Annotated in this window: 22 protein-coding genes; 3 read left to right on the top strand and 19 right to left on the bottom strand. The window is 68.1% G+C overall.

The window, feature by feature from the left end:
- Nucleotides 1-15 precede the first annotated feature (15 nt).
- The gene (locus J2X34_RS06625; RefSeq protein ID WP_174909874.1) at nucleotides 16-885 is read left to right on the top strand and encodes a peptidylprolyl isomerase; all 870 of its coding nucleotides are present in this window, start codon (nucleotides 16-18) and stop codon (nucleotides 883-885) included.
- Nucleotides 885-1673: a peptidylprolyl isomerase gene (locus tag J2X34_RS06630; protein WP_174909872.1), complete on the top strand. Its 789-nt coding sequence runs from the start codon at nucleotides 885-887 to the stop codon at nucleotides 1671-1673. The genes J2X34_RS06625 and J2X34_RS06630 overlap by 1 nt, the downstream gene beginning before the upstream one ends.
- 88 nt (nucleotides 1674-1761) lie before the next feature.
- Here the strand turns inward: J2X34_RS06630 and J2X34_RS06635 are convergent, their stop codons facing one another.
- From J2X34_RS06635 to J2X34_RS06680, 10 genes are all read right to left on the bottom strand, one after another.
- Nucleotides 1762-4104 carry a RelA/SpoT family protein gene (locus tag J2X34_RS06635; RefSeq protein ID WP_174909870.1) on the bottom strand — a complete coding sequence of 781 codons (2343 nt, stop codon included), beginning with the start codon at nucleotides 4102-4104 and terminating at the stop codon, nucleotides 1762-1764.
- A gap of 82 nt (nucleotides 4105-4186) precedes the next feature.
- Nucleotides 4187-4753 (bottom strand): adenine phosphoribosyltransferase, encoded by a 567-nt coding sequence (locus J2X34_RS06640; RefSeq protein ID WP_114722633.1) that lies wholly within the window; start codon nucleotides 4751-4753, stop codon nucleotides 4187-4189.
- Between the two features lie 8 nt (nucleotides 4754-4761).
- Nucleotides 4762-6516 carry an ABC transporter substrate-binding protein gene (locus J2X34_RS06645; protein WP_114722632.1) on the bottom strand — a complete coding sequence of 585 codons (1755 nt, stop codon included), beginning with the start codon at nucleotides 6514-6516 and terminating at the stop codon, nucleotides 4762-4764.
- Nucleotide 6517: 1 nt separating this feature from the next.
- Nucleotides 6518-7699, bottom strand: a complete 1182-nt coding sequence (secF, locus tag J2X34_RS06650; RefSeq protein ID WP_114722631.1) for a protein translocase subunit SecF — start codon at nucleotides 7697-7699, stop codon at nucleotides 6518-6520.
- Between the two features lie 4 nt (nucleotides 7700-7703).
- The gene (gene secD / locus J2X34_RS06655; protein WP_429516398.1) at nucleotides 7704-9404 is read right to left on the bottom strand and encodes a protein translocase subunit SecD; all 1701 of its coding nucleotides are present in this window, start codon (nucleotides 9402-9404) and stop codon (nucleotides 7704-7706) included.
- Nucleotides 9405-9542: 138 nt separating this feature from the next.
- Nucleotides 9543-9878, bottom strand: a complete 336-nt coding sequence (gene yajC, locus J2X34_RS06660) for a preprotein translocase subunit YajC (protein WP_114722629.1) — start codon at nucleotides 9876-9878, stop codon at nucleotides 9543-9545.
- Between the two features lie 166 nt (nucleotides 9879-10044).
- Nucleotides 10045-11184 carry a Holliday junction branch migration DNA helicase RuvB gene (ruvB, locus tag J2X34_RS06665; RefSeq protein WP_254622909.1) on the bottom strand — a complete coding sequence of 380 codons (1140 nt, stop codon included), beginning with the start codon at nucleotides 11182-11184 and terminating at the stop codon, nucleotides 10045-10047.
- Nucleotides 11181-11786: a Holliday junction branch migration protein RuvA gene (ruvA, locus tag J2X34_RS06670; RefSeq protein ID WP_114722628.1), complete on the bottom strand. Its 606-nt coding sequence runs from the start codon at nucleotides 11784-11786 to the stop codon at nucleotides 11181-11183. Before ruvA ends, ruvB begins: the two co-directional genes overlap by 4 nt.
- Nucleotides 11783-12358 (bottom strand): crossover junction endodeoxyribonuclease RuvC, encoded by a 576-nt coding sequence (gene ruvC / locus J2X34_RS06675; protein ID WP_114722627.1) that lies wholly within the window; start codon nucleotides 12356-12358, stop codon nucleotides 11783-11785. Before ruvC ends, ruvA begins: the two co-directional genes overlap by 4 nt.
- Nucleotides 12359-12470: 112 nt before the next feature.
- Nucleotides 12471-13223, bottom strand: coding sequence for a YebC/PmpR family DNA-binding transcriptional regulator (locus tag J2X34_RS06680; protein ID WP_114722626.1), 753 nt, complete (start codon nucleotides 13221-13223; stop codon nucleotides 12471-12473).
- Nucleotides 13224-13517: 294 nt separating this feature from the next.
- Here J2X34_RS06680 and J2X34_RS06685 point away from each other — a divergent pair, with 294 nt between their 5' ends.
- Nucleotides 13518-14552: an alpha/beta hydrolase gene (locus J2X34_RS06685; protein ID WP_114722625.1), complete on the top strand. Its 1035-nt coding sequence runs from the start codon at nucleotides 13518-13520 to the stop codon at nucleotides 14550-14552.
- 31 nt (nucleotides 14553-14583) lie between these two features.
- On the opposite strand, the gene pdxT is transcribed toward J2X34_RS06685, so the two are convergent.
- The 9 genes from pdxT to thrS all read right to left on the bottom strand — a co-directional run bounded on the left by pdxT (nucleotide 14584) and on the right by thrS (nucleotide 23715).
- Nucleotides 14584-15189 (bottom strand): pyridoxal 5'-phosphate synthase glutaminase subunit PdxT, encoded by a 606-nt coding sequence (gene pdxT / locus J2X34_RS06690; protein WP_114722624.1) that lies wholly within the window; start codon nucleotides 15187-15189, stop codon nucleotides 14584-14586.
- A 90-nt stretch (nucleotides 15190-15279) separates the two neighbouring features.
- Nucleotides 15280-16101: an acyl-CoA thioesterase gene (locus J2X34_RS06695; RefSeq protein WP_114722623.1), complete on the bottom strand. Its 822-nt coding sequence runs from the start codon at nucleotides 16099-16101 to the stop codon at nucleotides 15280-15282.
- Between the two features lie 108 nt (nucleotides 16102-16209).
- The gene (pdxS, locus tag J2X34_RS06700; protein WP_174909860.1) at nucleotides 16210-17112 is read right to left on the bottom strand and encodes a pyridoxal 5'-phosphate synthase lyase subunit PdxS; all 903 of its coding nucleotides are present in this window, start codon (nucleotides 17110-17112) and stop codon (nucleotides 16210-16212) included.
- 159 nt (nucleotides 17113-17271) lie between these two features.
- Complete coding sequence (locus J2X34_RS06705; RefSeq protein WP_114724169.1) at nucleotides 17272-18288, bottom strand: NUDIX hydrolase; 1017 nt, start codon at nucleotides 18286-18288, stop codon at nucleotides 17272-17274.
- Complete coding sequence (locus J2X34_RS06710) at nucleotides 18285-19412, bottom strand: glycosyltransferase family 4 protein (RefSeq protein ID WP_114724170.1); 1128 nt, start codon at nucleotides 19410-19412, stop codon at nucleotides 18285-18287. Before J2X34_RS06710 ends, J2X34_RS06705 begins: the two co-directional genes overlap by 4 nt.
- Complete coding sequence (locus J2X34_RS06715; protein ID WP_429516399.1) at nucleotides 19409-20314, bottom strand: phosphatidylinositol mannoside acyltransferase; 906 nt, start codon at nucleotides 20312-20314, stop codon at nucleotides 19409-19411. The genes J2X34_RS06710 and J2X34_RS06715 overlap by 4 nt, the downstream gene beginning before the upstream one ends.
- Complete coding sequence (gene pgsA / locus J2X34_RS06720) at nucleotides 20311-21003, bottom strand: phosphatidylinositol phosphate synthase (RefSeq protein WP_114724172.1); 693 nt, start codon at nucleotides 21001-21003, stop codon at nucleotides 20311-20313. The genes J2X34_RS06715 and pgsA overlap by 4 nt, the downstream gene beginning before the upstream one ends.
- Before the next feature lie 103 nt (nucleotides 21004-21106).
- Entirely contained in the window at nucleotides 21107-21667 is a 561-nt protein-coding gene (locus J2X34_RS06725; protein WP_114724173.1) for an HIT family protein, read from the bottom strand.
- The gene (gene thrS, locus J2X34_RS06730; protein WP_114724174.1) at nucleotides 21664-23715 is read right to left on the bottom strand and encodes a threonine--tRNA ligase; all 2052 of its coding nucleotides are present in this window, start codon (nucleotides 23713-23715) and stop codon (nucleotides 21664-21666) included. Before thrS ends, J2X34_RS06725 begins: the two co-directional genes overlap by 4 nt.
- Nucleotides 23716-23809 lie beyond the last annotated feature (94 nt).

Below are 23809 nucleotides of genomic sequence, written 5' to 3' on the forward strand. Positions count from 1 at the left end.
GGGAGGACTACCGCAGTGCCGAGCAATCAGCAGCGCCGGGAAGCAGCGAAGAGAAAGCTGGAACGCCAGCTCGAACGGCGCGCCGCGCGCGCACGAAAGCGCAAGCAGTTGACGATCGCCGGTTCGATCGTCGGCGTCATCGTCGTGGTCGCGGTCGGGGCCGTCGTGGTGACGCTGAGCGGCAAGGACGAGGACAAGTCCTCCGAGAACACCGCGGCCTCCCCGACGCAGACCGCCGGCGCGTTGCCGGCCGGTCGCGCCGAGGCGCTCGCGAATCTCGTGAACTGCACCTACACGCCCGACGGCAGCGCGCCGTCGAAGCCCAACACTCCGCCGCGCACCGAGGGCATCGACACCACCGTCGCGACTGTCAGCGCCAGCATGGAGACTTCGCAGGGCAACATCGGCCTGACGCTGAACAACGGCGAATCGCCCTGCACGGTCAACAATTTCGTCAGCCTCGCCTCGCAGGGCTACTTCGACGCCACCAGCTGCCACCGGCTCACCACAGGTGACAGCCTGCAGGTCCTGCAGTGCGGCGACCCCACCGGGACCGGGACCGGCGGGCCCGGCTACGGCTTCGCCAACGAGTTCCCGACCGACCAGTACGCCGAGGGCGATCCCGCGTTGAGCACGCCCGCGCTGTACCCCCGCGGCACCCTGGCGATGGCGCACAGCGCCGTGCCGAACAGCAACGGCAGCCAATTCTTCATGGTCTACGGCGATTCGCAGCTGCCGCCGGACTACACCGTGTTCGGCACGATCGACGAGACCGGCCTCGCGACCCTCGACAAGGTTGCCGCGGCCGGAAACGACGCGTCCAACCAGCCCGGTGACGGCAAGCCGAACCTGCCCGTCGAGATCACGAGTGTGAGACTGGACTGATGAAGCGCACAGCATTAGCCGCAGTCGGACTGGGCGTGGCACTCGTCCTGACCGGGTGCTCCTCCGACAACGACAGCTCCACCGACACCTCCACGAGCGCATCGAGCACCTGGACGACACCGGCCGCGCCGTCGATCGACATGTCCCGTTTCGCGGCCCTGCCCGCGGCCGCCGCACCCGCCGCGCCGACGGTCGACTGCAGCTACGCCCCGGCCGGTCCGGCCGCGAAGGACGTGAAGGCTCCGAACGGAACGGGCGTCTCGACCGAGGGCACCGTCCCGGTCGCTCTCGCCACCGATGCGGGTCCGATCGGCCTCACCCTCGACCGCGCGAAGGCACCCTGCACGGTCAACAGCTTCGTCAGCCTCACCGAGCAGGCGTACTACGACGGCACCCCCTGCCACCGCATCTCCACCGTCCCCGGCCTGGGCATGCTGCAGTGCGGTGACCCGTCCGGACGCGGCAGCGGCGGACCCGGCTACCAGTACGCCAACGAGTACCCGACCAATCAGTTCGCCGCGAACGATCCCGCGCTGAACAACCCCGTCGTGTATCCCCGCGGCACCGTCGCGATGGCCAACGCCGGCGCCGACACCAACGGCAGCCAGTTCTTCCTGGTCTTCGAGGACTCGCTGCTCCAGCCGAACTACACGGTGGTCGGCACGATCTCGGACGAGGGGCTCGCCACCCTGGACAAGATCGCCGCGGCCGGCGTGAAGGGCTCCACGTCGCCCGGCGACGGCGCCCCGACCAACCCGGTCACCATCGAGACCGCCAAACTCGGCTGACACGCCTCCCCTGCACAGCTGAAGGGGCCCTTCGTACGCTCACAGCGCACGAAGGGCCCCTTCAGCCCGTTCCGGAGGCTCGAACCCGCTAGGCGGCCGACGTCACGCGGTAGACGTCGTAGACGCCCTCGACGTTGCGCACCACGTTCAGCACATGACCCAGGTGCTTCGGGTCGCCCATCTCGAACGTGAACTTGCTGACCGCGACCCGGTCCCCCGACGTAGTCACCGACGCCGACAGGATGTTCACCTTCTCGTCGGCGAGAGCCTTGGTCACGTCCGACAGCAACCGATGCCTGTCGAGTGCCTCGATCTGGATGGCCACCAGGAACACCGACGACGGCGACGGCGCCCACTGGACTTCGATGATCCGCTCCGACTGCTGTCGCAGCGAGGCCGCGTTGGTGCAGTCCGTGCGGTGCACGCTCACCGCACCGCCGCGCGTCACGAAGCCCATGATCTCGTCGCCCGGCACCGGGGTGCAACACTTCGCGAGCTTGGCGACCGTGCCCGGCGCTCCGGGCACCAGCACGCCCACGTCGCCGGTGCCACGCGGGCGGGTGGGGATGGTCGACGGCGTCGACCGCTCGGCCAACTCCTCCTCGACGGCGCCGACGCCGCCGAGATGCGCGACCAGGCGCTGCACGACGTGCTGAGCCGAGACGTTGTGCTCGCCCACCGCGGTGTAGAGCGCCGAGACGTCGGCATACCGCAACTCGTGCGCGATCGCCGTCATCGACTCGGCATTCATCAAGCGCTGCAAGGGAAGTCCACCGCGGCGAACCTCCTTCGCGATGGCGTCCTTGCCGGCTTCGAGCGCTTCCTCGCGGCGTTCCTTCGCGAACCACTGCCGAATCTTGGTCTTCGCCCGCGGCGACACCACGAACGACTGCCAGTCCCGACTCGGCCCGGCGTTGGCCGCCTTCGATGTGAAGACCTCGACGACCTCACCGTTCTCGAGCGTGCGCTCGAGCGCCACCAACCGGCCGTTGACGCGGGCACCGATACATCGGTGTCCGACCTCGGTGTGCACCGCGTAGGCGAAGTCGACCGGCGTCGAGCCGGCGGGCAACGTCACCACATCGCCCTTCGGCGTGAAGACGAAGATCTCCTTGACCGCGAGGTCGTACCGGAGCGACTCGAGGAACTCACCGGGATCGGCGGCCTCCCGCTGCCAGTCGAGCAGCTGACGCATCCACGCCATGTCGTCGACCTCGGCGACATCGCCGGAGTGCCGCCCCTTGGTCTCCTTGTAGCGCCAGTGCGCGGCGATACCGAACTCCGCCGTGCGGTGCATGTCCCGCGTGCGGATCTGCACCTCCAGCGGCTTGCCCTCGGGGCCGATCACGGTGGTGTGCAGCGACTGGTAGACCCCGTACCGCGGCTGCGCGATGTAGTCCTTGAACCGGCCCGCCATCGGCTGCCACAGCGAGTGCACGACGCCGACCGCGGCGTAGCAGTCGCGGATCTCGTCGCACAGGATCCGCACGCCCACCAGGTCGTGGATGTCGTCGAAGTCGCGGCCCTTGACGATCATCTTCTGGTAGATCGACCAGTAGTGCTTGGGGCGGCCCTCGACGACGGCATTGATCCGTGACGCCGACAGGGTCGCGTTGATCTCCGCCCGCACTTTCGCCAGGTAGGTGTCGCGCGACGGTGCCCGGTCCGCGACCAGCCGGACGATCTCCTCGTACTTCTTCGGATGCAGGATCGCGAACGACAGGTCCTCGAGCTCCCACTTCACGGTCGCCATGCCGAGTCGATGCGCCAGCGGCGCAATCACTTCCAACGTCTCGCGGGCCTTGCGCGCCTGCTTCTCCGGCGGCAGGAACCGCATCGTGCGCATGTTGTGGAGCCGGTCGGCGACCTTGATGACCAGCACCCGTGGATCGCGCGCCATCGCGATGATCATCTTGCGGATCGTCTCGCCCTCGGCAGCCGATCCCAGGACCACCTTGTCCAGCTTGGTGACGCCGTCGACGAGGTGCGCCACCTCCTCACCGAACTCGGCGGTCAGTTCCTCGAGCGAATACCCGGTGTCCTCGACGGTGTCGTGGAGGAGCGCCGCCACCAGGGTGGTGGTGTCCATGCCGAGTTCGGCGAGGATGTTCGCGACCGCGAGCGGATGGGTGATGTACGGGTCGCCGGACTTGCGGAACTGCGTGGCGTGCCGCTGCTCGGCGACGTCGTACGCCCGCTGCAGCAGCGAGAAGTCGGCCTTGGGGTACAGCTCGCGGTGCAGGGTCACCAGCGGTTCGAGCACCGGGCGGACCGGGGCGTTGCGCTGACCGGTGATGCGCCGTGCCAACCGGGCGCGCACCCGTCGCGACGCGGAGGTCGGTACGGGCGCGGGTGCGGACTTCTCCGCAGGTGGCGTCGCCCCTGTACCGGGTGCACCTGTGTTCTGAGACCGATCAAGATGCTGGGTCATGCCGTCACCTCCTGCCACCGCGCTGCGGGCGGTCCCTCGGGACCCGGCGGCACTGCAACACCACCAGGCACAACTGTAGTCCTCAGACTCGCACGAGCGACGTCAGCGGGTACCGCTCGAACCGCTCCCGGCCACCCAGTTCCTCGATCTCGAGAACCACCGCGACGCCGACCACCTCGGCACCGGCCCGGGCCAGCAGTTCGGCGGCCGCCAACAGCGTTCCGCCGGTGGCGAGGACGTCGTCGATCACGAACACCCGCCGGCCCTTCAGGTCGGGCGCGTCGCACGGGATCTCCAGCGTCGCCGCGCCGTACTCGAGCGCATAGCTCTCCGCATACACCGGCGGCGGCAGCTTGCCCGCCTTGCGCACCGCCAGCACACCACAGCCCAACTCGAGCGCGACGCCGCCACCGAGCAGGAAGCCCCGAGCGTCGACGCCCGCGACGAGGTCGGCACCGGTGCCCGCCGCCGCGAGACCGTCGATCACGGCGCGGTAACCGGGACCGTCCGCGAAGACCGGAGTCAGGTCGGCGAACCGAACCCCGGGCGTCGGGAAGTCGTCACACCAGCGCGTCAGACGCGACACCGCTTCGCCGGCCTTCTCCAGCGCAGTCGCGAGGTTCGGCGTGGCAGCTTCAGGCGCATCCATCTGAGAAATCACCTGAGAAGTATCCACCTGTCCATGTTCCACCCGGCACCGGACCTCGTAGGGTTCGGCACCACCGCGTGCATCCCCTTCGAATGCGCGGTCGTCCGCGGCTGGTCGAACAGCGGAATCGTCGGCATCTCGTTCCAGAGGATCGCCTCCGCCTCCCCCGCCAGCGACATCCGCGCCGCCAGGGAACCGTCGACCGCGAGCTGATCGGCGATCTGATCGAAGCGACCATTGGCGAACCCGCCGAAGTTGTCGCCGTTGCCCGAGTGCAACGCGAAGGCCGCGTCGGTCGTCGCGCTCACGCCGGCGGCACCCGCCGCCGAACCCGTTCCGGCGAGCACGGCATCGACCTGGCCCGCGCCGAGGGCCGTCGGCCGGAAGTCGGGCGAGCCGGCGTCCTCGACGGTGATCCCGGCACCCGCGCACGACGCGGCGATCTCCTGAACGGTCTGCGCGCGCCGCTCGTCGGGTCCGAGGTAGCCGACACGCACCGTGAGGTGCTGCTGCCCCGTCTCCTCCCGCGCCGCAGTCGCGCCGGGGATGTCCGGATCGGTGTAGATCCCGCCCTCGGCCGCGACTGCCGACGCGTAGAAGAGCGTGTCGGGCGCCGTGATCCGGGAGTCGACCACGCCCGAACCCAGCCCGGTCGGCACGTCGAAACCGGGATGACCGAGTTGGTCGAACAACTGCTGACGCGGCAGACACAATGCCAACGCCCGCCGGGCCTCGACCGAGCCGAGGGTGCCGCGCGTAGCCAGCACCAACTGCTCGACGCTGCGCGACGGCTGGTCCACGACGTCGAAGCCGTCGCCCAGATTCAGGCCCTCGATCGATCCGGAACCGATGTCGACGACCTCGATGTCACCGTCGTCGATGCGGGACTGCACATCCGAACCCTTGGGCCACACCACGATTCGGGACGTGGCGGGCTTGTTGCCCCACCAGCGCTCGTTCTCGACGAGCACCAGCCCGCCGTCGGCGGTGTAGGAGTCGATCCGATACGGACCCGACGACGGCAGTCTCGTCAGATCCGGTTCACCAGGCGTCAGTGTCCAGCCCGTGTTCCAGAAGTCGGCGATGCGACCGACTGCGTCGGCATCACCCGAATGGACTGCACCGACCAGGTCCGGCACACCCGCGGCCTGCGCCGCGACGTGAGCCGGCATCACCTCGGTCGCCCCGAACAGCGAACGCCAGTCCAGGTAGCCGCGGCCGGGCTTGAAGACGACGGTGGCGTCCTTCGATCCGGGTTGGCAGTCGACGCGGTCGATGTCGGAGTAGCCGGCCCTCGTGGCCGCCTCGAACATCGGTCCGGTGCCGCCGTCACCGGGCCGGGTGAACCGTCCACTGCCCGCCGCCCACGTCAGCACGAGGTCGTCGCAGGAGACGGGCACACCGTCGGAGTACACCGATGCCGGGTTGAGCCGGTATTGCACGGTGAGCACGTCGCCGGGAAGCACGCTGGCCGTGCCGAAATCGGTGTCCGCGACCGGCCCACCGGCGGGACCGGTGTAGCTCATGCCGGTGAGCACCCGGCCGAGCGCCTGCCGCGCACCCGTCGCCGCGCCCTCGACGGTGTTGCCGTTGTAGGTCGTCACGACGTTGTCGATCGCGAAGCCCAGCGACGGCACCTGATCGGCGGGCTCGCCGCAGGCGGCGGTCGCACCGACCGCCGCCGCGGCCGTCAGGGCAACGATCGACCTGACGACGCGGCGGGTGGGACGGGGGGCACGACGGGAGGTTTTCGCATCCGGCATGTCAGTGCCTCTTCTTGTTGCGCTTTCCGGTCGGCGTGGCTCCCGGCCTGGGCGCACCGCCCGCGGTGGGACGCACCCGCGGCTCTACCCGCTCGGCCGAAACACTCTTCACACCGGACGCCGCCTCACGCTTGGCCAGCACCTTCTTGGTGTGTGCGGCGACGGGACCCCACCGCTCCTTGATGCTCACCAGCATCGGGGTCGCGGTGAAGATCGACGAATAGGCACCGACCAGGATGCCCACGAGCTGCACCAGCGCCAGGTCCTTCAGCGTGCCGACACCGAGGAGCCACACTGCGACGACCATCAGGCCGAGCACCGGCAGGATCGAGATCACCGTCGTGTTGATCGACCGCATCAGGGTCTGGTTGACGGCCAGGTTGGCCTGTTCGGCGTAGGTACGGCGGTTCAGGTGTAGGATGCCGCGGGTGTTCTCCTCGACCTTGTCGAACACGACGACGGTGTCGTAGAGCGAGAAACCGAGGATCGTCAGGAAACCGATCACCGTGGCGGGCGTGACCTCGAAACCGATGAGCGAGTACACGCCGGCGGTGACGATCATGTCGAAGAACAGCGAGATGATCGCCGCGATCGCCATGTCGCGTTCGAACCGGACCGCGATGTAGATACTGACGATGATCAGGAACACCACGAGCGCTATCAGCGCCTTCTGGGTGATCTGGCCGCCCCACGTCTCACTGACGTCCGCGACACTGATGGCGTTCTTCGACGGGTTGCCGTTGCTGTCCTCGGGATGGAACGCATCGAACAGCGCATTCTGCAGCGTGGCCACCTGCGCGACGTCGAGTGCCTCGGAGCGGATCTCGATCGACGAACTGGAACCGGATCCCACGGTCTGGACCGACACCGGCTCGTTGCCGAGGCTGTCCGAGTACACCGTCTCGACCTGCTCGGTGGTGACACCGGCCGGCGTCGGGAACTGGATGCGAGTGCCACCCTCGAACTCGATTCCGAGTGTGAATCCACGAACGACGATGCTCAGCAGCGACAACGCGACGATCGCGCCGGTCAGCAGGTAGTAGAACTTCCGGCGACCGATGACCTCGAAGCCACCGGTGCCGGTGTACAGGCGCTGGAGCCAGCTGTGGTGCGGCAGCAGTGCCTGGTTGACGCCGGCGTCGGTGACGTTCGTGTCGACGGCGGAGGTGTTCGACTCACTCATTGCTTCATGCCTCCATGTCGGACGATGCGGAGGTCGACGCGGCGACCATCTTGCGTTCGCGGGCGACCTGCTGGACGGCCCCGAGCCCGTTGACGCTCGGCTTGGACCAGAAGCGCGACTTCGACGCCATGTAGACCAGCGGCCACGTCACCAGGAACACCACGACCACGTCGAGGATCGTCGTGAGGCCGAGCGTGAACGCGAAGCCACGCACCTGGCCCACAGCGAGGGCGTACAGCACCGCGGCCGCGATGAAGCTGACCGCGTTGCCGGACAGGATCGTCCGACGTGCGCGCGCCCAACCGCGGGGCACCGCCGAACGGAAGCTGCGGCCCTCACGCATCTCGTCCTTGATGCGTTCGAAGAACACCACGAACGAGTCCGCGGTCATACCGATACCGATGATCAGACCCGCGATGCCGGCGAGGTCCAGGGTGAAGCCGATGTACCGGCCCAACAGAACCATCACCGCGTACACCATGACGCCCGACAGCACGAGCGAGAGCGCTGTGAGCACGCCGAGCATGCGGTAGTAGACGAGGCAGTAGACCAGCACCAGCACGAGACCGACGGCGCCCGCGATCAGACCCGCCTCGAGTGACTGGAGGCCGAGGGTCGCGGAGACGGTTTCGGCCTCCGACGCCTCGAACGACAGCGGCAGCGAACCGTACTTGAGGGTGTTGGCGAGCTCCTGCGCCTGGGTCTGTGTGAACTGACCGGTGATCGACGTCGAGCTGCCGACCGGGGTCGCGCCCTGCACGACCGGCGCGCTGACGACCTTCGAGTCGAGCGTGAAGGCGGCCTGCTTACCGATGTTCGCCGACGTGAACTGCGCCCACGTGGAGCTGCCACTGGACTTGAAGCTCAGGCTCACCTCGTAGCGCGACTGCTGCGCGTTGAAGCCGGACGACGCGTCGGAGATCTCCTGGCCGTCGATGATGCTCGGGGCGAGAAGGTACACGGTGGTGCCGTCAGTGGAGCACGCGACCAACGGCAGCGCCGGATCGTCGTTGCCCTGGAGCGGGTCGGGTGCCGAGCAGTCGAGCGTGGCCATCGCCTGCTGCTGGACCGCGGGGTCCTCGCTCTGACGGGTGGCCTTGGCCTTCGAGATCTCCGCGGCCGCGGCCTCGGGCGAACCGGGCTCCGGCGCCTGGGTGGCAGGAGCCTCGGGTGCCGGAGTCGGCGACGGTGCCGGCTCGGTGGGATTCTGCGCCGGGAACGGGCGCTCCTGCGCCGCCGGCTCCTCCGCCCCCGGAGTCGTGTTCGGCTCCGTCGGAGCAGGGGCCTGCGTGTTCGGCGCCTGCTCCGGCGCGCCGGGCGCGGCCGCGGGCTGCGAGCCGAGCACCGGACGGATGTACAGACGCGCGGTCTGTCCCAGCGAACGGGCCTGCGAGCTGTCGTCGCCGGGGACCGTGATGACGAGGTTGTCGCCGTCGATCACGACCTCGGAGCCCGAGACACCCAGGCCGTTGACGCGGGTCTCGATGATCTGCTGTGCCTGACGCAGGCTGTCCTGGCTGGGAGTGCTGCCGTCAGGCGTTCGCGCGGTGAGTGTGACTCGTGTCCCACCTTGCAGGTCGATCCCCAGTTCCGGGGTCGGGGACTTGTCTCCGGTGAAGAAGACCAACGCATACAGCGCGGCGACGATCGTCGTGAAAACGGCGAGCGCGCGCACTGGATGCACCGATCCTGTCGAAGGTGCCACGGTCTGTCTGTCTCCTCGGTACGTGCGGTTCAGGTGAATGACGCAATGGGCCGCAGATTCTCACTGCCCCTCGGCGAGCCAGGCGCGAACACGCCCCCGCCGGCAGGCTTGAACCTGCCTACGGGGGCGGCCGACGCACTACTCGCCGTTCAGACGACGCTGCGTTTCATCGGGCGTCTCGTCAGACTCGTCGACCACGTCGTCGCCGGCGGCGTCCTCGTCGACGAGGTGCTCACGGATGACCATGCGCGACCACGTCGTGACGACACCAGGAGCGATCTCGAGGTCGACGGTTCCGTCGCCGAGGCCGGCGACGGTGGCGTGCAGCCCCGCCGTCGTCATCACCCGGTCACCGATCTGCAGAGAATCCTGGAGTTCAGCGGTCTTGGCCATCTCCTTCTTCTGGCGCCGGATGCCGAGGAACATCGGCACCAGCAGAGCGAGAATCAGAACGGGAAACAGCAACTCGAGCATCGGAAAGTCAGTCCTCAGGGTTGTCACACACGTCTACGGCACGGATCCGGGTCGGTGCCGCGCCACCCACCAGTGTGCCATTAGCAGGGCCGTCGAAAGGGAATTCGGCACCGATCCCATTTCGCTCATATCGAACAAGCGTCACGGGAGCGCCGGACGAACCCGCTCAGCGTTCCTCGGTGTCGGGCTCCCCCGAGTCGAACAATCCCAGCTGCGGCTCCCGGGCACGCACCTCGATTCCGCCGACTGCGGCATCGGGTGGCGGGGTCAACCCCAGCTGCGCCCACGCCGCCGCGGTCGCGACTCGACCGCGAGGGGTCCGGGCGATCATGCCGGCCCGCACCAGGAACGGCTCGCACACCTCCTCGACCGTCGCCGGCTCCTCCCCCACCGCGACGGCGAGCGTCGAAACACCGACCGGTCCGCCGCCGAAGCTCCGCACGAGTGCGCCGAGCACCGCCCGGTCGAGACGGTCGAGACCGAGAGCGTCCACGTCGTACACCGCGAGGGCCGCCTGGGCCACCTCGCAGGTGACGATGCCGTCGGCCCGCACCTCCGCGTAGTCGCGGACGCGACGCAGCAGACGGTTCGCGATACGGGGTGTGCCCCGCGATCGGCCGGCGATCTCCGCGCTCGCCTCGGGTCCGAGATCGACGCCGAGAATGCCCGCCGACCGCAGCAGGATCTGCTCCAACTCGGCGGGCTCGTAGAAGTCCATGTGAGCGGTGAAGCCGAACCGGTCGCGCAGCGGGCCGGTGAGCGCGCCGGACCGCGTCGTGGCCCCGACCAGCGTGAACGGCGCCACCTCGAGAGGAATGGACGTCGCACCCGGCCCCTTGCCGACCACGACGTCGACCCGGAAATCCTCCATCGCCAGGTACAGCATCTCCTCGGCGGGACGCGCGATCCGATGGATCTCGTCGATGAACAACACGTCGCCCTCGACGAGATTGCTCAGCATCGCCGCGAGATCGCCGGCACGCTCGAGCGCCGGCCCGGACGTGAGGCGCAGCGACGTCCCGAGTTCGGCCGCGATGATCATCGCCATGCTGGTCTTGCCCAGCCCGGGCGGACCGGAAAGCAGGATGTGGTCCGGCGTCCCGCCGCGCATCTTCGCGCCGGTGAGCACCAACTGAAGCTGTTCACGCACCCGCGGCTGGCCGATGAAATCGGTCAGGCTCTTGGGCCGCAGGCTGGCCTCGATCTCACCGTCCGACGCGACGAAGTTGGCGGTGACCTCGGAACCGGCAGACCCGTCGGCGTGGATGTCCGACGCTTCGTCGCCGTGCCCGGCATCGAAATTCATCGTGTCTTACCGAGCAGCGCCAGCGCGGAGCGCAGCACGACCGACGTCGTGGCGGTCGGGTCGGCGGCCACGACCGTGTCGGTCGCCTTCTCGGCCTGGTCGAGCCGGAAGCCGAGGCCGGTGAGCGCCTCGACGACGTCATCGCGCACGACACTCGGAGATCCGCCCGGCGCCGCGCCCGGCAGGTCCCCGGCAGCCGGGACGGCCTCGACCTTGTCCCGCAACTCGACGACCATCCGCTCCGCGCCGCGCTTGCCGATGCCGGGCACCCGGGTCAAGGCCGTGACATTGCCCTCGGCGAGTGCCTTGCGCAGGGCCACGGGCTCGAGCACCGCGAGGATCGCCATCGCCAGCCGTGGGCCGACACCGGACACCGTCTGCAGGAGGCCGAACAGATCCCGGGATTCCGCGTCGGCAAAGCCGTACAGCGTCATCGAATCCTCACGGACGATCATCGCGGTCAGCAGTCGTGCATCGTCACCGCGGCGCAGCGTCGCCAACGTGGCGGGTGTGGCGTTGACGCGATAGCCGACGCCCGCGGCCTCGATCACCGCGTGGTCCAACCCGATCTCGAGGACCTCACCCCGTACCGAAGCGATCACCGTGTTCCTGCCTTCCCCGCGGCGACTTGCTTCAGCCGCATTTCGTACCGTCGCTTCTGTTCGGCGGCGGCGGCCTCGGCCGCGGCCATCCGATCGAGCATCGGAGCGCGCCAACAATGGCAGATCGCGAGCGCGAGCGCGTCCGCCGCGTCGGCCGGTTTGGGCGCGGTATCGAGCCCCAGGATGCGGGTGATCATCGCGGTCACCTGCTTCTTGTCCGCGGTTCCGCTGCCCGTGACGGCCGCCTTGACCTGGCTGGGGGTGTGGAAGCACACATCGATCCCCCGCTTGGCCGCAGCCAACGCGACGACCCCGCCGGCCTGCGCGGTCGCCATCGCGGTCCGCACATTGTGCTGCGAGAACACCCGCTCGACGGCGACGACGGTGGGCCGGTACCTGTCGAGCCACTCGTCGGCGGCATTCGAGATCCCCAGCAGGCGCTGGGACAGCTCCATGTCCGGCGGCGTGCGAACGACGTCCACCGCGACGGGTATCACCGCACGACCTCGACCGGAGTCCACGACGCCGAACCCGCACCGCGTCAGGCCGGGGTCGACTCCCAGAACACGCACGCGCCCACCTCTCGCCATTTCCGAACAGCTGTTCGATCATAGCGGGAGGTGGGCGCGGGTGGATGTACCAACACGCAGCCGGGCGCCGGAGCGTCCGCTGCGCGAGGTGGAACTACGCGTCGAGTTCGGCGAGAACCTCGTCGGAGACGTCCACGTTGGTGTAGACGTTCTGGACGTCGTCGGATTCCTCGAGAGCGTCGACCAGCTTGAACACCTTGCGGGCGCCCTCGACGTCGACGGGGACCTCCACGGATGCCCGGAAGTCGGGGTCGGCCGACTCGTAGTCGACGCCGGCATCGACGAGCGCGGTGCGCACGGGGATCAGGTCCCCGGCCTCGCACACGATCTCGAACGAGTCACCGAGATCGTTGATCTCCTCGGCGCCGGCCTCGAGCACGATCTCCAGAAGATCGTCCTCGGTGCGACCGTTCTTCTCGAGCACCACGACGCCCTTGCGGGTGAAGAGGTAGGACACCGAGCCCGGATCGGCCATGTTGCCGCCGTTGCGGGTCATCGCGGTACGGACCTCACCGGCCGCACGGTTGCGGTTGTCGGTGAGACATTCGATGAGCACCGCGACACCGTTCGGGCCGTAGCCCTCGTACATGATGGTCTGCCAGTCCGCGCCGCCCGCCTCTTCACCGGCACCGCGCTTGCGCGCACGCTCGATGTTGTCGTTGGGAACCGAGGTCTTCTTGGCCTTCTGGATGGCGTCGTACAGCGTCGGGTTGCCCGCCGGGTCACCGCCACCGGTACGAGCCGCCACCTCGATGTTCTTGATCAGCTTCGCGAAGGCTTTGCCGCGCTTGGCGTCGATCACGGCCTTCTTGTGCTTGGTGGTGGCCCATTTGGAGTGGCCGCTCATTCGTGGGAGCCCCTTCCTGCAGTGCGCCGTGGCAGATACGACAAATCCCACGACGAAATCGACTGCACATTTGTCGGATGTTCGATGCTACCTGCATACCTCTCCACGCCGGATACACCGCCTCCGAGCGAAGGTCACGATCCGATACCTCTTGATAGGTTCGGTGGACAGTCCGTCCGGTTCGTTGGAAGCCTTCCAGGGACATCCGTGACTGGACATCGATGACGACGGAACGGCATTTCGCGCGGGGGCGCACACGACAACATGCCAGGCCGTTGGGGGAAAGGCGAACGAATGCGCACTGACAGAGCAGGTTTCTCGAAGCGACTGAAGAAGCGTCTGATCGGTGTCGCAGCAGCGGCACTCGCGCTTCCGCTGTTCGCGGCCATCGCCGGGGCCCCGGTCGCATCGGCCGCGCCGGCGGGCGGCTACGAGGAAGTGTTCGTCAATTCGGAGATGGGCCCGATCAAGGTCCAGATCCAGTGGGCGTCGCGCGGCGGGAACGCCGCGCTGTACCTGCTCGACGGCATGCGCGCCCGCGACGACGCGAACGCGTGGAGCTTCGAGACCAACGCGTTCGACCAGTTCCGCCTCGACAACGTCACCCTGGTGTTGCCGGTCGGCGGCCAGTCCAGCTTCTATTCGGACTGGTACGCGCCCAGCAACTTCAACGGGCAGAAGATCACTTACAAGTGGGAAACATTCCTCACCCGGGATCTGCCCGCGTACCTCGAAACCCGCGGCGTCTCGCGCAGCAACAACGCGGTGACCGGTCTGTCGATGGGCGGCTCGGCCGCACTGACCCTCGCCGCGTATCACCGCGACCAGTTCAAGTTCGCCGGTTCGTACTCCGGCTACCTCAATCTGTCGGCTCCCGGCATGCGCGAGTTGATCCGCATCGCGATGCTCGACTCCGGTGGCTACAACTCCGACTCGATGTGGGGTCCGCCCTGGAACGGGGCCTGGATGCGCAACGACCCGTTCGTGTTCGCACCGCAGCTTCGCGGCCTGTCGCTGTACATCGCGTCGGGCAACGGACTGCCCGGACAGTACGACGCCCCAGGTGCGCTGCTCGGCTCACTGGGATCGTCCGACCTGTCGGGATCGCTGGGCTCGTCCGGCTCGGTGACCTCGTTCAACACGTCCAACGCCATGGGACTCGAGACGATCGCCTTGGCGAACACGCGCTCATTCCAGGTTCGGTTGGACAGCCTCGGTATTCCCGCGACGTACGACTTCACCCCCCGCGGCACCCACGCGTGGGGGTACTGGTCGGAGGAACTGTGGAAGTCCCGTCCCCAGATCCTGGACACCCTGAACGCGTGGTGACGGTCGCCCGCCGGTGACCCGGTGCGGGGGGTCAGTTCCCCCGCACCATGTCCACGAACAGCCCGTGCACACGCCGGTCCCCGGTGACCTCGGGATGGAACGACGTGGCCAGGACGGTGCCCTGCCGCACCGCGACGATGTGTCCGGCGGCAGGGCCTTCCGGTACCCGCGCCAGCACGTCGACGCCGGGACCGACCCGCTCCACCCACGGGGCGCGGATGAACACGGCGCGTACCGGGTCGCCATCGATACCGTCGAAATCGAGATCGGCCTCGAACGAATCCACCTGGCGACCGAAAGCGTTGCGCCGCACCGTCATATCGAGACCGTTGAGGTGCTCGGCGTCGGGCCGCGTGTCGAGGACTTCACTGGCGAGCAGGATCATGCCCGCGCACGAACCGTAGGCGGGCATGCCGGCCTTGAGTCGGGCACGGAGCGGCTCGAGCAGTTCGAAGACCGTCAGCAACCGACTCATGGTCGTCGACTCACCGCCCGGAATGACCAGTCCGTCCACGGATTCGAGTTCCGCGAGCCTGCGCACACCGATCGCTCGCGCCCCACTCGATTCGAGTGCCGCGAGGTGTTCGCGAACGTCGCCCTGTAGTGCGAGCACGCCGATCGTCGGTTGATTTGTCACGAGTGAAATTCCTGCACTATTCGAGGCTATTGACCCCGGAAACGCTATCAGCCGCGCGAGGACGCCGGTGCACGCGCCGGACGCCCGCGATCAGTCCCGCCGCAGGAACCGGGTGAGCCCTTCCTGAACCACCGCGGCCACCAGAACACCTTCGCGGTTGAAGATGCGGCCCTGGGTGAGCGCGCGCCCGAAGCCCGCCGACGGCGACGACTGGTCGTAGAGGAGCCAATCGTCGGCCCGGAACGGCCGCATGAACCACAACGCGTGATCGAGTGACGCGCTCTGGATCTGCGCGTCCGGATGGGTGGTGCTCGCCGAGGCCAGCAGCGTCATGTCACTCATGTACGCGAGGGTGCAGATGTGGAAGACGGGGTCGTCCGGGAGCGCCTCGCGGGACCGGAACCACACCTGCTGCTGCACCGGCACCCCGCGACGGCGCTGGATCTGCTCGGCCGGCACGTACCGCAGGTCCCAATCGGCCCACTCGCGGAACTCCCACGACTGCTCCTCCGACGTGAGGGTCGACGCGTCCGGCAGGTCCTCCGGATCGGGCACCGGCGGCATCTCGTCCCGGTGCTCGATTCCCTCGTCGAGGACGTGGAACGAGGCGGACATCGTGAAGATCGCCTGGCCGTCCTGAACTGCTGTGACCCGCCGCGTCACGAACGAGCGGCCGTCCCGGATCCGGTCCACCAGGTAGACGATCGGCATCACCGGGTTGCCCGGGCGCAGGAAGTACCCGTGCAGCGAATGGACGTGGAACTGTTCGTCCACGGTGCGCACCGCGGACACCAGCGCCTGGCCGGCCACCTGGCCGCCGAAGGTCCGCGGGAGCATCGTCTCGGTTGCGATACCGCGGAAGATGTCCTTCTCGAGTCGCTCGAGTTCCAGGATCTGTTCGATCTTCGCCATGACGGTCCCTTTCGCCGATGGATCAGGCTAGCAACGCGCAAAGAGAAACGCGGTGAGGGCCGCTTCGGGCCCTCACCGCGTCAGAGATCTCGATCGACCGAAGTCAGATCACCAGCCGCGCTCGGCGAGGCGGTGCGGCTGCGGGATGTCGTCGACGTTGATGCCGACCATGGCCTCGCCGAGTCCGCGGGAGACCTTGGCGAGCACGTCGGGGTCGTCGTGGAAGGTGGTGGCCTTGACGATCGCGGCGGCGCGCTCGGCGGGGTTGCCGGACTTGAAGATGCCGGAGCCGACGAACACGCCCTCGGCGCCGAGCTGCATCATCATCGCCGCGTCCGCGGGGGTCGCGATGCCGCCGGCAGTGAACAGGGTGACGGGCAGCTTGCCGGCCTTGGCGACCTCGACGACGAGGTCGTAGGGGGCCTGCAGTTCCTTGGCCGCGACGTACAGTTCGTCCTCGGGCAGCGAGGTCAGGCGGCGGATCTCCTGGCGGATCTTGCGCATGTGGGTGGTGGCGTTGGAGACGTCGCCGGTGCCGGCCTCGCCCTTGGAGCGGATCATCGCCGCGCCCTCGTTGATGCGACGCAGGGCCTCACCGAGGTTGGTGGCGCCACACACGAACGGGACGGTGAACGAGAACTTGTCGATGTGGTTCTCGTAGTCGGCCGGGGTGAGGACCTCGGACTCGTCGATGTAGTCCACGCCGAGGGACTGCAGGATCTGCGCCTCGACGAAGTGGCCGATGCGGGCCTTGGCCATCACGGGGATGGAGACGGCCTCGATGATGCCGTCGATCATGTCCGGGTCCGACATGCGCGAGACGCCGCCCTGCGCGCGGATGTCGGCGGGCACACGCTCGAGCGCCATGACCGCGACAGCGCCGGCGTCCTCGGCGATCTTGGCCTGCTCGGCGGTGACCACGTCCATGATGACGCCGCCCTTGAGCATCTCGGCCATGCCCCGCTTGACGCGTGCAGTGCCGGTAGTGGGGGTGGTGTCGGGGGTGCTCACAGCAAACTCCTGGGTTCTCGCCGGCTTCGGATGAAGATCTGACACTTCTGACGCTGACGGGCCGTCGCGGCACCGCAGCGCATTGGCAATTCTAGGACGCCGTCGCGGAACCACCCATATCCAGTGCCCGATAGCTGGCTTGCTGTGGCGTCGGTCACATCACCGGATCGCGCGAACCTCGGGTTCCTCGATCCGGATAACCGCCATGTTCGCCTCCTCCAGCAGATCGGGCAGATCCTGCGGATACACCGCCTCCCCACCGTTCTGGATCGCGCGGATCTCGGCCCCGGTGCACCACCGGTGTTCGCTGATCGTGCGCTGTTCCAGTTCGGTGAATCCGCCTCGGTGCGGGACGAACTCGTCAGTCTGCGCGGCGAAGAACAGTTCCTCGGACCGGATCAGTTCACCCGCGAACGGGAAGATCGCGACGCGCCGCCACAACGGACCGCGCAGGGCGTCCGGCGGGACCACACGACCGGTCTCCTCCTCGATCTCCCGCACCGCCGCCGCACGGAGGGTCTCCCCCGTCTCCACGGCACCGCCGATCGTGAACCAGAACGACACCTCGGGGGTCGCGGGATCGTGGCCCCGCATGAGCAGGACCCGACCGTTGCGGTCGAGCAGCACCACCCGCGCCGAGGTCCGGACCTCGGCGAGCTCGAGCCCCGACGGCTCGGACCGTTCGGCGATCTCGAAGTACGTCGGCAGCGGTGCGGTACCGCCCAGGTGGAGCCACCGCACCGGTCGGCGCGTGCGCAGGGCGAGGGTGTCGCGCACGGCGTCGTTGTGGAAGCGCCGCGCGATCAGTACCCGCGCCTCGGCGTCGGCCAGCTCGGCGACCAGCTGGGGTCGCAGACGATGGGTGTCGAGCGCCGTCAGAGCGCCGGACAGCGCGTTCTCGGCGACCTCTCGATGCGCCCGGTCCGCCCGTTCGGCCTGGTCCGCCAACGCCGACAGTCGCTTGCCCTCGACCGAGGTGGACGTCATCGCCGACGCGATCGCGCGGACCACGACGGCCCGGCGCGCGAGCGCGGCATCGAGGGCCTGCCAGGACAGATCGGAGCGCACGTGCAACCGGTCGAGCCGATTGGCGGTCGCATAGGCCCACGCCCCGACCGTCACGATCACCGCGGCAACCAGCGCGAGGATCAGGATCGTCATCGCGGAGAATGTCACGAGCGAACCTCACGGACGCCGCTGCCGCCGACGGTGACCGTCTCGTAGACCCGCAGGATCTGCTCGGCGACCACCGGCCAGTCGTACTCGGCCACCACCACACTCGCCACGTCGGTGAGCGCGCGACGGCGGCCGTCGTCGCCGAGGACGCCGTCGATCGCGGCGGCGAGCGACACCGAGTCGCCGACCGGCACCAACAGGCCCGCGGTGCCGTCGCGCAGCACCCGGCGGAACGCGTCCAGTTCGCTGGCCACGACCGGGGTCCCGGCGGCCATCGCCTCCACCAGCACGATGCCGAAGCTCTCGCCGCCGAGGTTGGGCGCGCAGTACACGTCGGCGCTGCGCAGCGCCGACGCCTTCTCCGCGTCGCTCACCTGCCCGAGCAGGCGCAGGTGCCGGGCGTACCGTCCGGCTTCCTTGCGGAGTTTGTCCTCGTCGCCGCGACCCACCACGAGAATCTCGATGTCCGGGTACTTCTCGGCGAGCGTCGGCAGCGCCCCCAACAACACCGCCATGCCCTTGCGGGATTCGTCGTAGCGTCCGAGGAACAGGACCGTCTTGCCGGGGCGCGGATAGCCGGGCAGCGGTACGGCGTTCGCGAACGCCGGCACATCCACGCCGTTCGGGATCTCCACCGCATCGGAGCCGAGCGACTCGACCTGCCAGCGACGCGCCAGTTCCGACACCGCGATCCGGCCGCTGATCTTCTCGAGATAGGGCTGTAGGACGCCCTGGAAAGTGCTGAGCACCAACGATTTCGTGGTGGACGTGTGGAACGTCGCGACGATCGGCCCCTCCGCGATCTTCATTGCGAGCATCGACAGGCTCGGCGCGTTGGGTTCGTGGATGTGGAGCACGTCGAAATCGTTGTCGGCGATCCAGCGGCGCACCCGCGCATAGGAGACGGGGCCGAACGTCAGTCGGGCCACCGAACCGTTGTAGGGAATCGCGACGGCCCGACCGGCCGAGACCACGAAATCCGGGAGTTCGGTGCCCTCGGACGCCGGCGCGAGGACGCTCACCTTGTGACCGCGTTCGATCAGCACCTGTGCCAGTTCGACGACGTGCGCCTGCACACCGCCCGGAACGTCGAAGGAGTACGGGCAGACCATGCCGATCTTCATCGCGACTCCATCCGGGCCCGGCGGGCTGCCGACAGGTCGTCCAACCACAGCGGTTGGAGCATGTGCCAGTCTGCCGGGTGCGCCGCGATGTTCGTCTCGAAACGCGACGCCAACGCCTGGGTGGCGGCGCTCAGCCCGCCCGAGACGTCGATCGGCGGATCGACCGAGAAACCCCAACCGTCGTCCGTGAACCAGCAGTGCACGGGCAACAGGGCCGCACCGGTTTCGATCGCGAGCTTCGCCGGCCCGGCGGGCATCCGGGTCGGTTCACCGAAGAACGTGACCGGAACTCCCCTGGCGGCCAGGTCCCGCTCGCCGAGCAGGCACACGATCTTGTTGTCCCGCAGGCGTGCCGCGAGCTCGCCGAACGGCGGGGTCTCGCCACCGCTGAGTGGGAAGATCTCGAATCCGAGCCCCTCGCGGTAGTCGACGAAGCGCTGGTACAGCGACTCCGGCTTCAGGCGTTCGGCCACGGTCGACAGACCACCCCAGTTCTGGGTGCACCACACGCCGGCCATGTCCCAGTTGCCGGTGTGTGGCAAGGCCAGTACCGCACCGCGGCCCTGGGCCATCGCGTGTTCGAGGTACTCCTGACCCTCGACACTCGAATCGATCGCCGCCGCGGTCGCCTCCAGATCCATCGACGGCAGGCGGAACGCTTCCCGCCAGTAGCGGGCGTACGACCGGAGGGAGTCCCGGATCACCTCGTCCGGCACGTCCTCGGCTGGCACACCCAGCACCCGAGCGAGGTTCCGGCGCAACTGCTGCGGGCCACCGTTCCGGCGTGCCGCGAAGTCGGCACCCACGTCGAACAATGCCGTTGCCACCCGCTCGGGCAGGGCTCGGACGACGCGCCACCCCGTCGCGTAGCCGAGATCCGTCACCCGTTCCGAGAAACTCACGACGCGGATTCCTCTCCGCCACCGGGCTTCTCGTCGACACCCTTCGGTGCGATCGGCAGCAGATCCCGCGCACCCGCCGAATTACGTACCGCGAGGACACGCTGGAAGACGGTGATGATGCTCGCGACGGCGAGGATCCACATCGCGACGTAGACCGCCCAGTGCAACCAGCCGATGTCGAAATGTCCTGCGATACCGGTGAGTCCGGCACCGACGAGCACGATGATCAACCGGTCCGGACGCTCGATGAGCCCACCGTCCGCGGACAGGCCGCTGGCCTCCGCCCGCGCCTTCGCGTACGAGATCACCTGCGAGCTCACGAGGCAGATCAATGTCGCGATCAGCAGGCTCTTGCTGTTCTCGTGGTAGACGGCCCACCACGCCAGACCGGCGAAGATCGCGCCGTCGGCGATCCGGTCGCACGTGGCATCGAGCACCGCCCCGTAGCGCGTGCCGCCCCCTCGGGCACGCGCCATGGCACCGTCGAGCATGTCGAACATCACGAAGAACCAGATGAAGATGGTTCCCCAGAACAAATGACCGGACGGGAAGAGCGTGAGCGCACCCGCGATACTCGCGACGGTGCCGATCACCGTCACCGTGTCCGGCGTCAGCCCGGTCTTCACCAGTGCCTGACCCATCGGCGCCGTCACCTTGGACACCGACGCACGGCCGAAGAAACTCAGCATTCCGCTCCCCCCTCTCGCCACCGGTAGAGGTGCCGGGCCCTGTCGGACCCGGCTTCCGATCCTGCCATTCCGAATCCCCGAGGGACCCGGCCGACTCTGTCGATCACTCGCTCCAGGCCCCCGCGAGCAGCGCACGCGTCTCGCGCAGCAACTGCGGCATCACCTTCGCACCCCCGAGGATGGTGATGAAGTTCGCGTCCCCACCCCAGCGCGGAACGATGTGCTGGTGCAGGTGCTCGGCCAGCGAACCTCCGGCCGCCGCCCCGAGATTGAGTCCTACGTTGAAGCCGTCCGGACGCGAGACCCGCTTGATGACCCGGATCGCCTTCTGCGTGAACGCCATCAGCTCGGCGCTCTCCTCCGGCGTCAGATCCTCGATCGCCGCGACCCGCCGGTACGGCACCACCATCAGGTGACCGGGGTTGTACGGGTACAGGTTGAGCACCGCGTACACCGACTCGCCACGAGCGACGATGAGCCCCTCTTCGTCGCTCATCTTCGGGATCTCGCTGAACGGGCCCTCGCTCGTGCTGGACGTCTTGGGCGCCTCCGCGATGTACGACATGCGGTGCGGCGACCACAGCCGCTGCAGCCGATCCGGGTCACCCGGACCCGTGTCGACGAGCGCACCGGCTTCGTTGGTGCCGTTCGACTGCTCGGTCACTGGGCACCGCCGACGAGTTCGGCTGTGGGCGAGGCGTTCTCGCGACGGCCGATCCACGACACGATCGTCTCGACCGCATCCGCGACCGGTACGCCGTTGACCTGGGTGCCGTCACGGAAGCGGAAGCTGACCGCGCCCGCCTCGACGTCCCGCTCGCCCGCGAGCAGCATGAACGGCACCTTCTGGGTGGTGTGGTTCCGGATCTTCTTCTGCATGCGGTCGTCGCTGACGTCCACGTCGGCCCGAACGCCGGCGGCCTTGAGCTGCTTGACGACGTCGAACAGGTGATCCTCGAACGCCTCGGCGACCGGGATACCGACCACCTGGACGGGCGCGAGCCACGCCGGGAACGCGCCCGCGTAGTGCTCGGTGAGCACGCCGAAGAACCGCTCGATCGAGCCGAACAGCGCGCGGTGGATCATCACCGGTCGCTGCTTGGTGCCGTCCGAACCGGTGAACTCGAGGTCGAACCGCTCGGGCAGGTTGAAGTCGAGCTGAATGGTCGACATCTGCCAGCTGCGGCCCAGTGCGTCCTGCACCTGCACGGAGATCTTGGGGCCGTAGAACGCGGCTCCGCCCGGATCCGGCACCAGGTTCAGCCCGGACGCCTCACCGACCTCGCGCAGCGTCTCGGTCGCCTCTTCCCACAGCGCGTCGTCGCCCACGAACTTGTCGGGGTTCTTGGTCGACAGCTCCAGGTAGAAGTCGTCGAGGCCGTAGTCCTTGAGCAGGCCCAGCACGAACTTCAGCGTCGTGGTCAGCTCGTCGCGCATCTGCTCCTTGGTGCAGTAGATGTGCGCGTCGTCCTGCGTCATGCCGCGGACGCGAGTGAGGCCGTGCACGACGCCGGACTTCTCGTAGCGGTACACCGAACCGAACTCGAACAGCCGCAGCGGCAGCTCGCGGTACGAACGGCCACGCGACCCGAAGACCAGGTTGTGCATCGGGCAGTTCATCGGCTTGAGGTAGTAGTCCTGGCCCGGCTTGCGCACCGTGCCGTCCTCGTTGAGTTCCTCGTCGATGTGCATCGCCGGGAACATGCCGTCGCGGTACCAGTCGAGGTGACCGGAGACCTCGTACAGATGTCCCTTGGTGATGTGCGGCGAGTAGACGAACTCGTAGCCCTCCTGCACGTGGCGCTGGCGGGAGTAGTTCTCCATCTCCTGACGGATGATGCCGCCCTTGGGGTGGAACACCGGCAGGCCGGAGCCCAGCTCGTCGGGGAAGGAGAACAGGTCCAGCTCGGCACCGAGCTTGCGGTGGTCGCGACGCTCGGCCTCGGCGAGCAGCTCGAGGTGCTTGTCGAGCGCTTCGGTCGACTCCCACGCCGTGCCGTAGACGCGCTGCAGGTCCTCACGGCTCTGATCACCGCGCCAGTACGCGGCCGAGCTGCGGGTGATCTTGAACGCCGGGATGTACTTCGTGGTCGGGATGTGCGGGCCGCGGCACAGGTCCTTCCAGATCACCTCGCCGGTGCGCGGATTGAGGTTGTCGTAGATCGTCAGCTCGTTGCCGCCGACCTCCATGACCTCGGGGTCGTCGATGCCCGACTTGTCGCTGATGAGCTCGAGCTTGAACGGCTCGTTCGCGAGTTCGGTGCGGGCGTCCTCGATGTCGTCGACGACGCGGCGGGAGAAGCGCTGCGCATCCTTGATGATCTTCTTCATCCGCTTCTCGAGCTTCGCCAGATCCTCCGGCGTGAACGGGCGGTCCACCTGGAAGTCGTAGTAGAAGCCGTCCTTGATCGGCGGGCCGATGCCGAGCTTGGCCTCGGGGAACTCCTGCTGCACGGCCTGCGCGAGGACGTGCGCGGCCGAGTGCCGGATCACGCTGCGGCCGTCCTCGGTGTCGGCGGCAACCGCCTCGACCTCGACGTCGACGTCGGGAATCCAGGACAGGTCCTTGAGCTGACCCTCGGCATCGCGGACGACGACGACGGCGTCGGAGCCCTTACCGGGCAGTCCGGCCTCGCGCACCGCCGTGCCCGCGGTCGTCCCGGCGGGCACTCGGACGCGTGCGGCTGGGGTGGCGGATGCGGGCGTGGTCACGGCGATGCGCTCCTAGGTATGAGGGTGTGCCCCGGGATGAGGGGCGATCCCATGTTATCGGCACCGCGTCGCCATCAGTGGCACCGTCCCGCCG

Source organism: Rhodococcus sp. BE178 (genome assembly GCF_050433545.1).
In the GTDB taxonomy this organism is placed as follows: Bacteria; Actinomycetota; Actinomycetes; order Mycobacteriales; family Mycobacteriaceae; genus Prescottella.

Bases quoted from the DNA above. Each gene is read 5' to 3' on its own strand.
- J2X34_RS06630 (WP_174909872.1), top strand. From the start codon at position 885: ATGAAGCGCACAGCATTAGCCGCAGTCGGACTGGGCGTGGCACTCGTC.
- ruvB (WP_254622909.1), bottom strand. From the start codon at position 11,184: ATGAATTTCGATGCCGGGCACGGCGACGAAGCGTCGGACATCCACGCC.
- yajC (WP_114722629.1), bottom strand. From the start codon at position 9,878: ATGCTCGAGTTGCTGTTTCCCGTTCTGATTCTCGCTCTGCTGGTGCCG.
- J2X34_RS06685 (WP_114722625.1), top strand. From the start codon at position 13,518: ATGCGCACTGACAGAGCAGGTTTCTCGAAGCGACTGAAGAAGCGTCTG.
- J2X34_RS06640 (WP_114722633.1), bottom strand. From the start codon at position 4,753: ATGGATGCGCCTGAAGCTGCCACGCCGAACCTCGCGACTGCGCTGGAG.
- J2X34_RS06710 (WP_114724170.1), bottom strand. From the start codon at position 19,412: ATGAAGATCGGCATGGTCTGCCCGTACTCCTTCGACGTTCCGGGCGGT.
- J2X34_RS06680 (WP_114722626.1), bottom strand. From the start codon at position 13,223: ATGAGCGGCCACTCCAAATGGGCCACCACCAAGCACAAGAAGGCCGTG.
- J2X34_RS06635 (WP_174909870.1), bottom strand. From the start codon at position 4,104: ATGACCCAGCATCTTGATCGGTCTCAGAACACAGGTGCACCCGGTACA.
- secF (WP_114722631.1), bottom strand. From the start codon at position 7,699: ATGAGTGAGTCGAACACCTCCGCCGTCGACACGAACGTCACCGACGCC.
- pgsA (WP_114724172.1), bottom strand. From the start codon at position 21,003: ATGCTGAGTTTCTTCGGCCGTGCGTCGGTGTCCAAGGTGACGGCGCCG.
- J2X34_RS06695 (WP_114722623.1), bottom strand. From the start codon at position 16,101: ATGGCGAAGATCGAACAGATCCTGGAACTCGAGCGACTCGAGAAGGAC.
- J2X34_RS06645 (WP_114722632.1), bottom strand. From the start codon at position 6,516: ATGCCGGATGCGAAAACCTCCCGTCGTGCCCCCCGTCCCACCCGCCGC.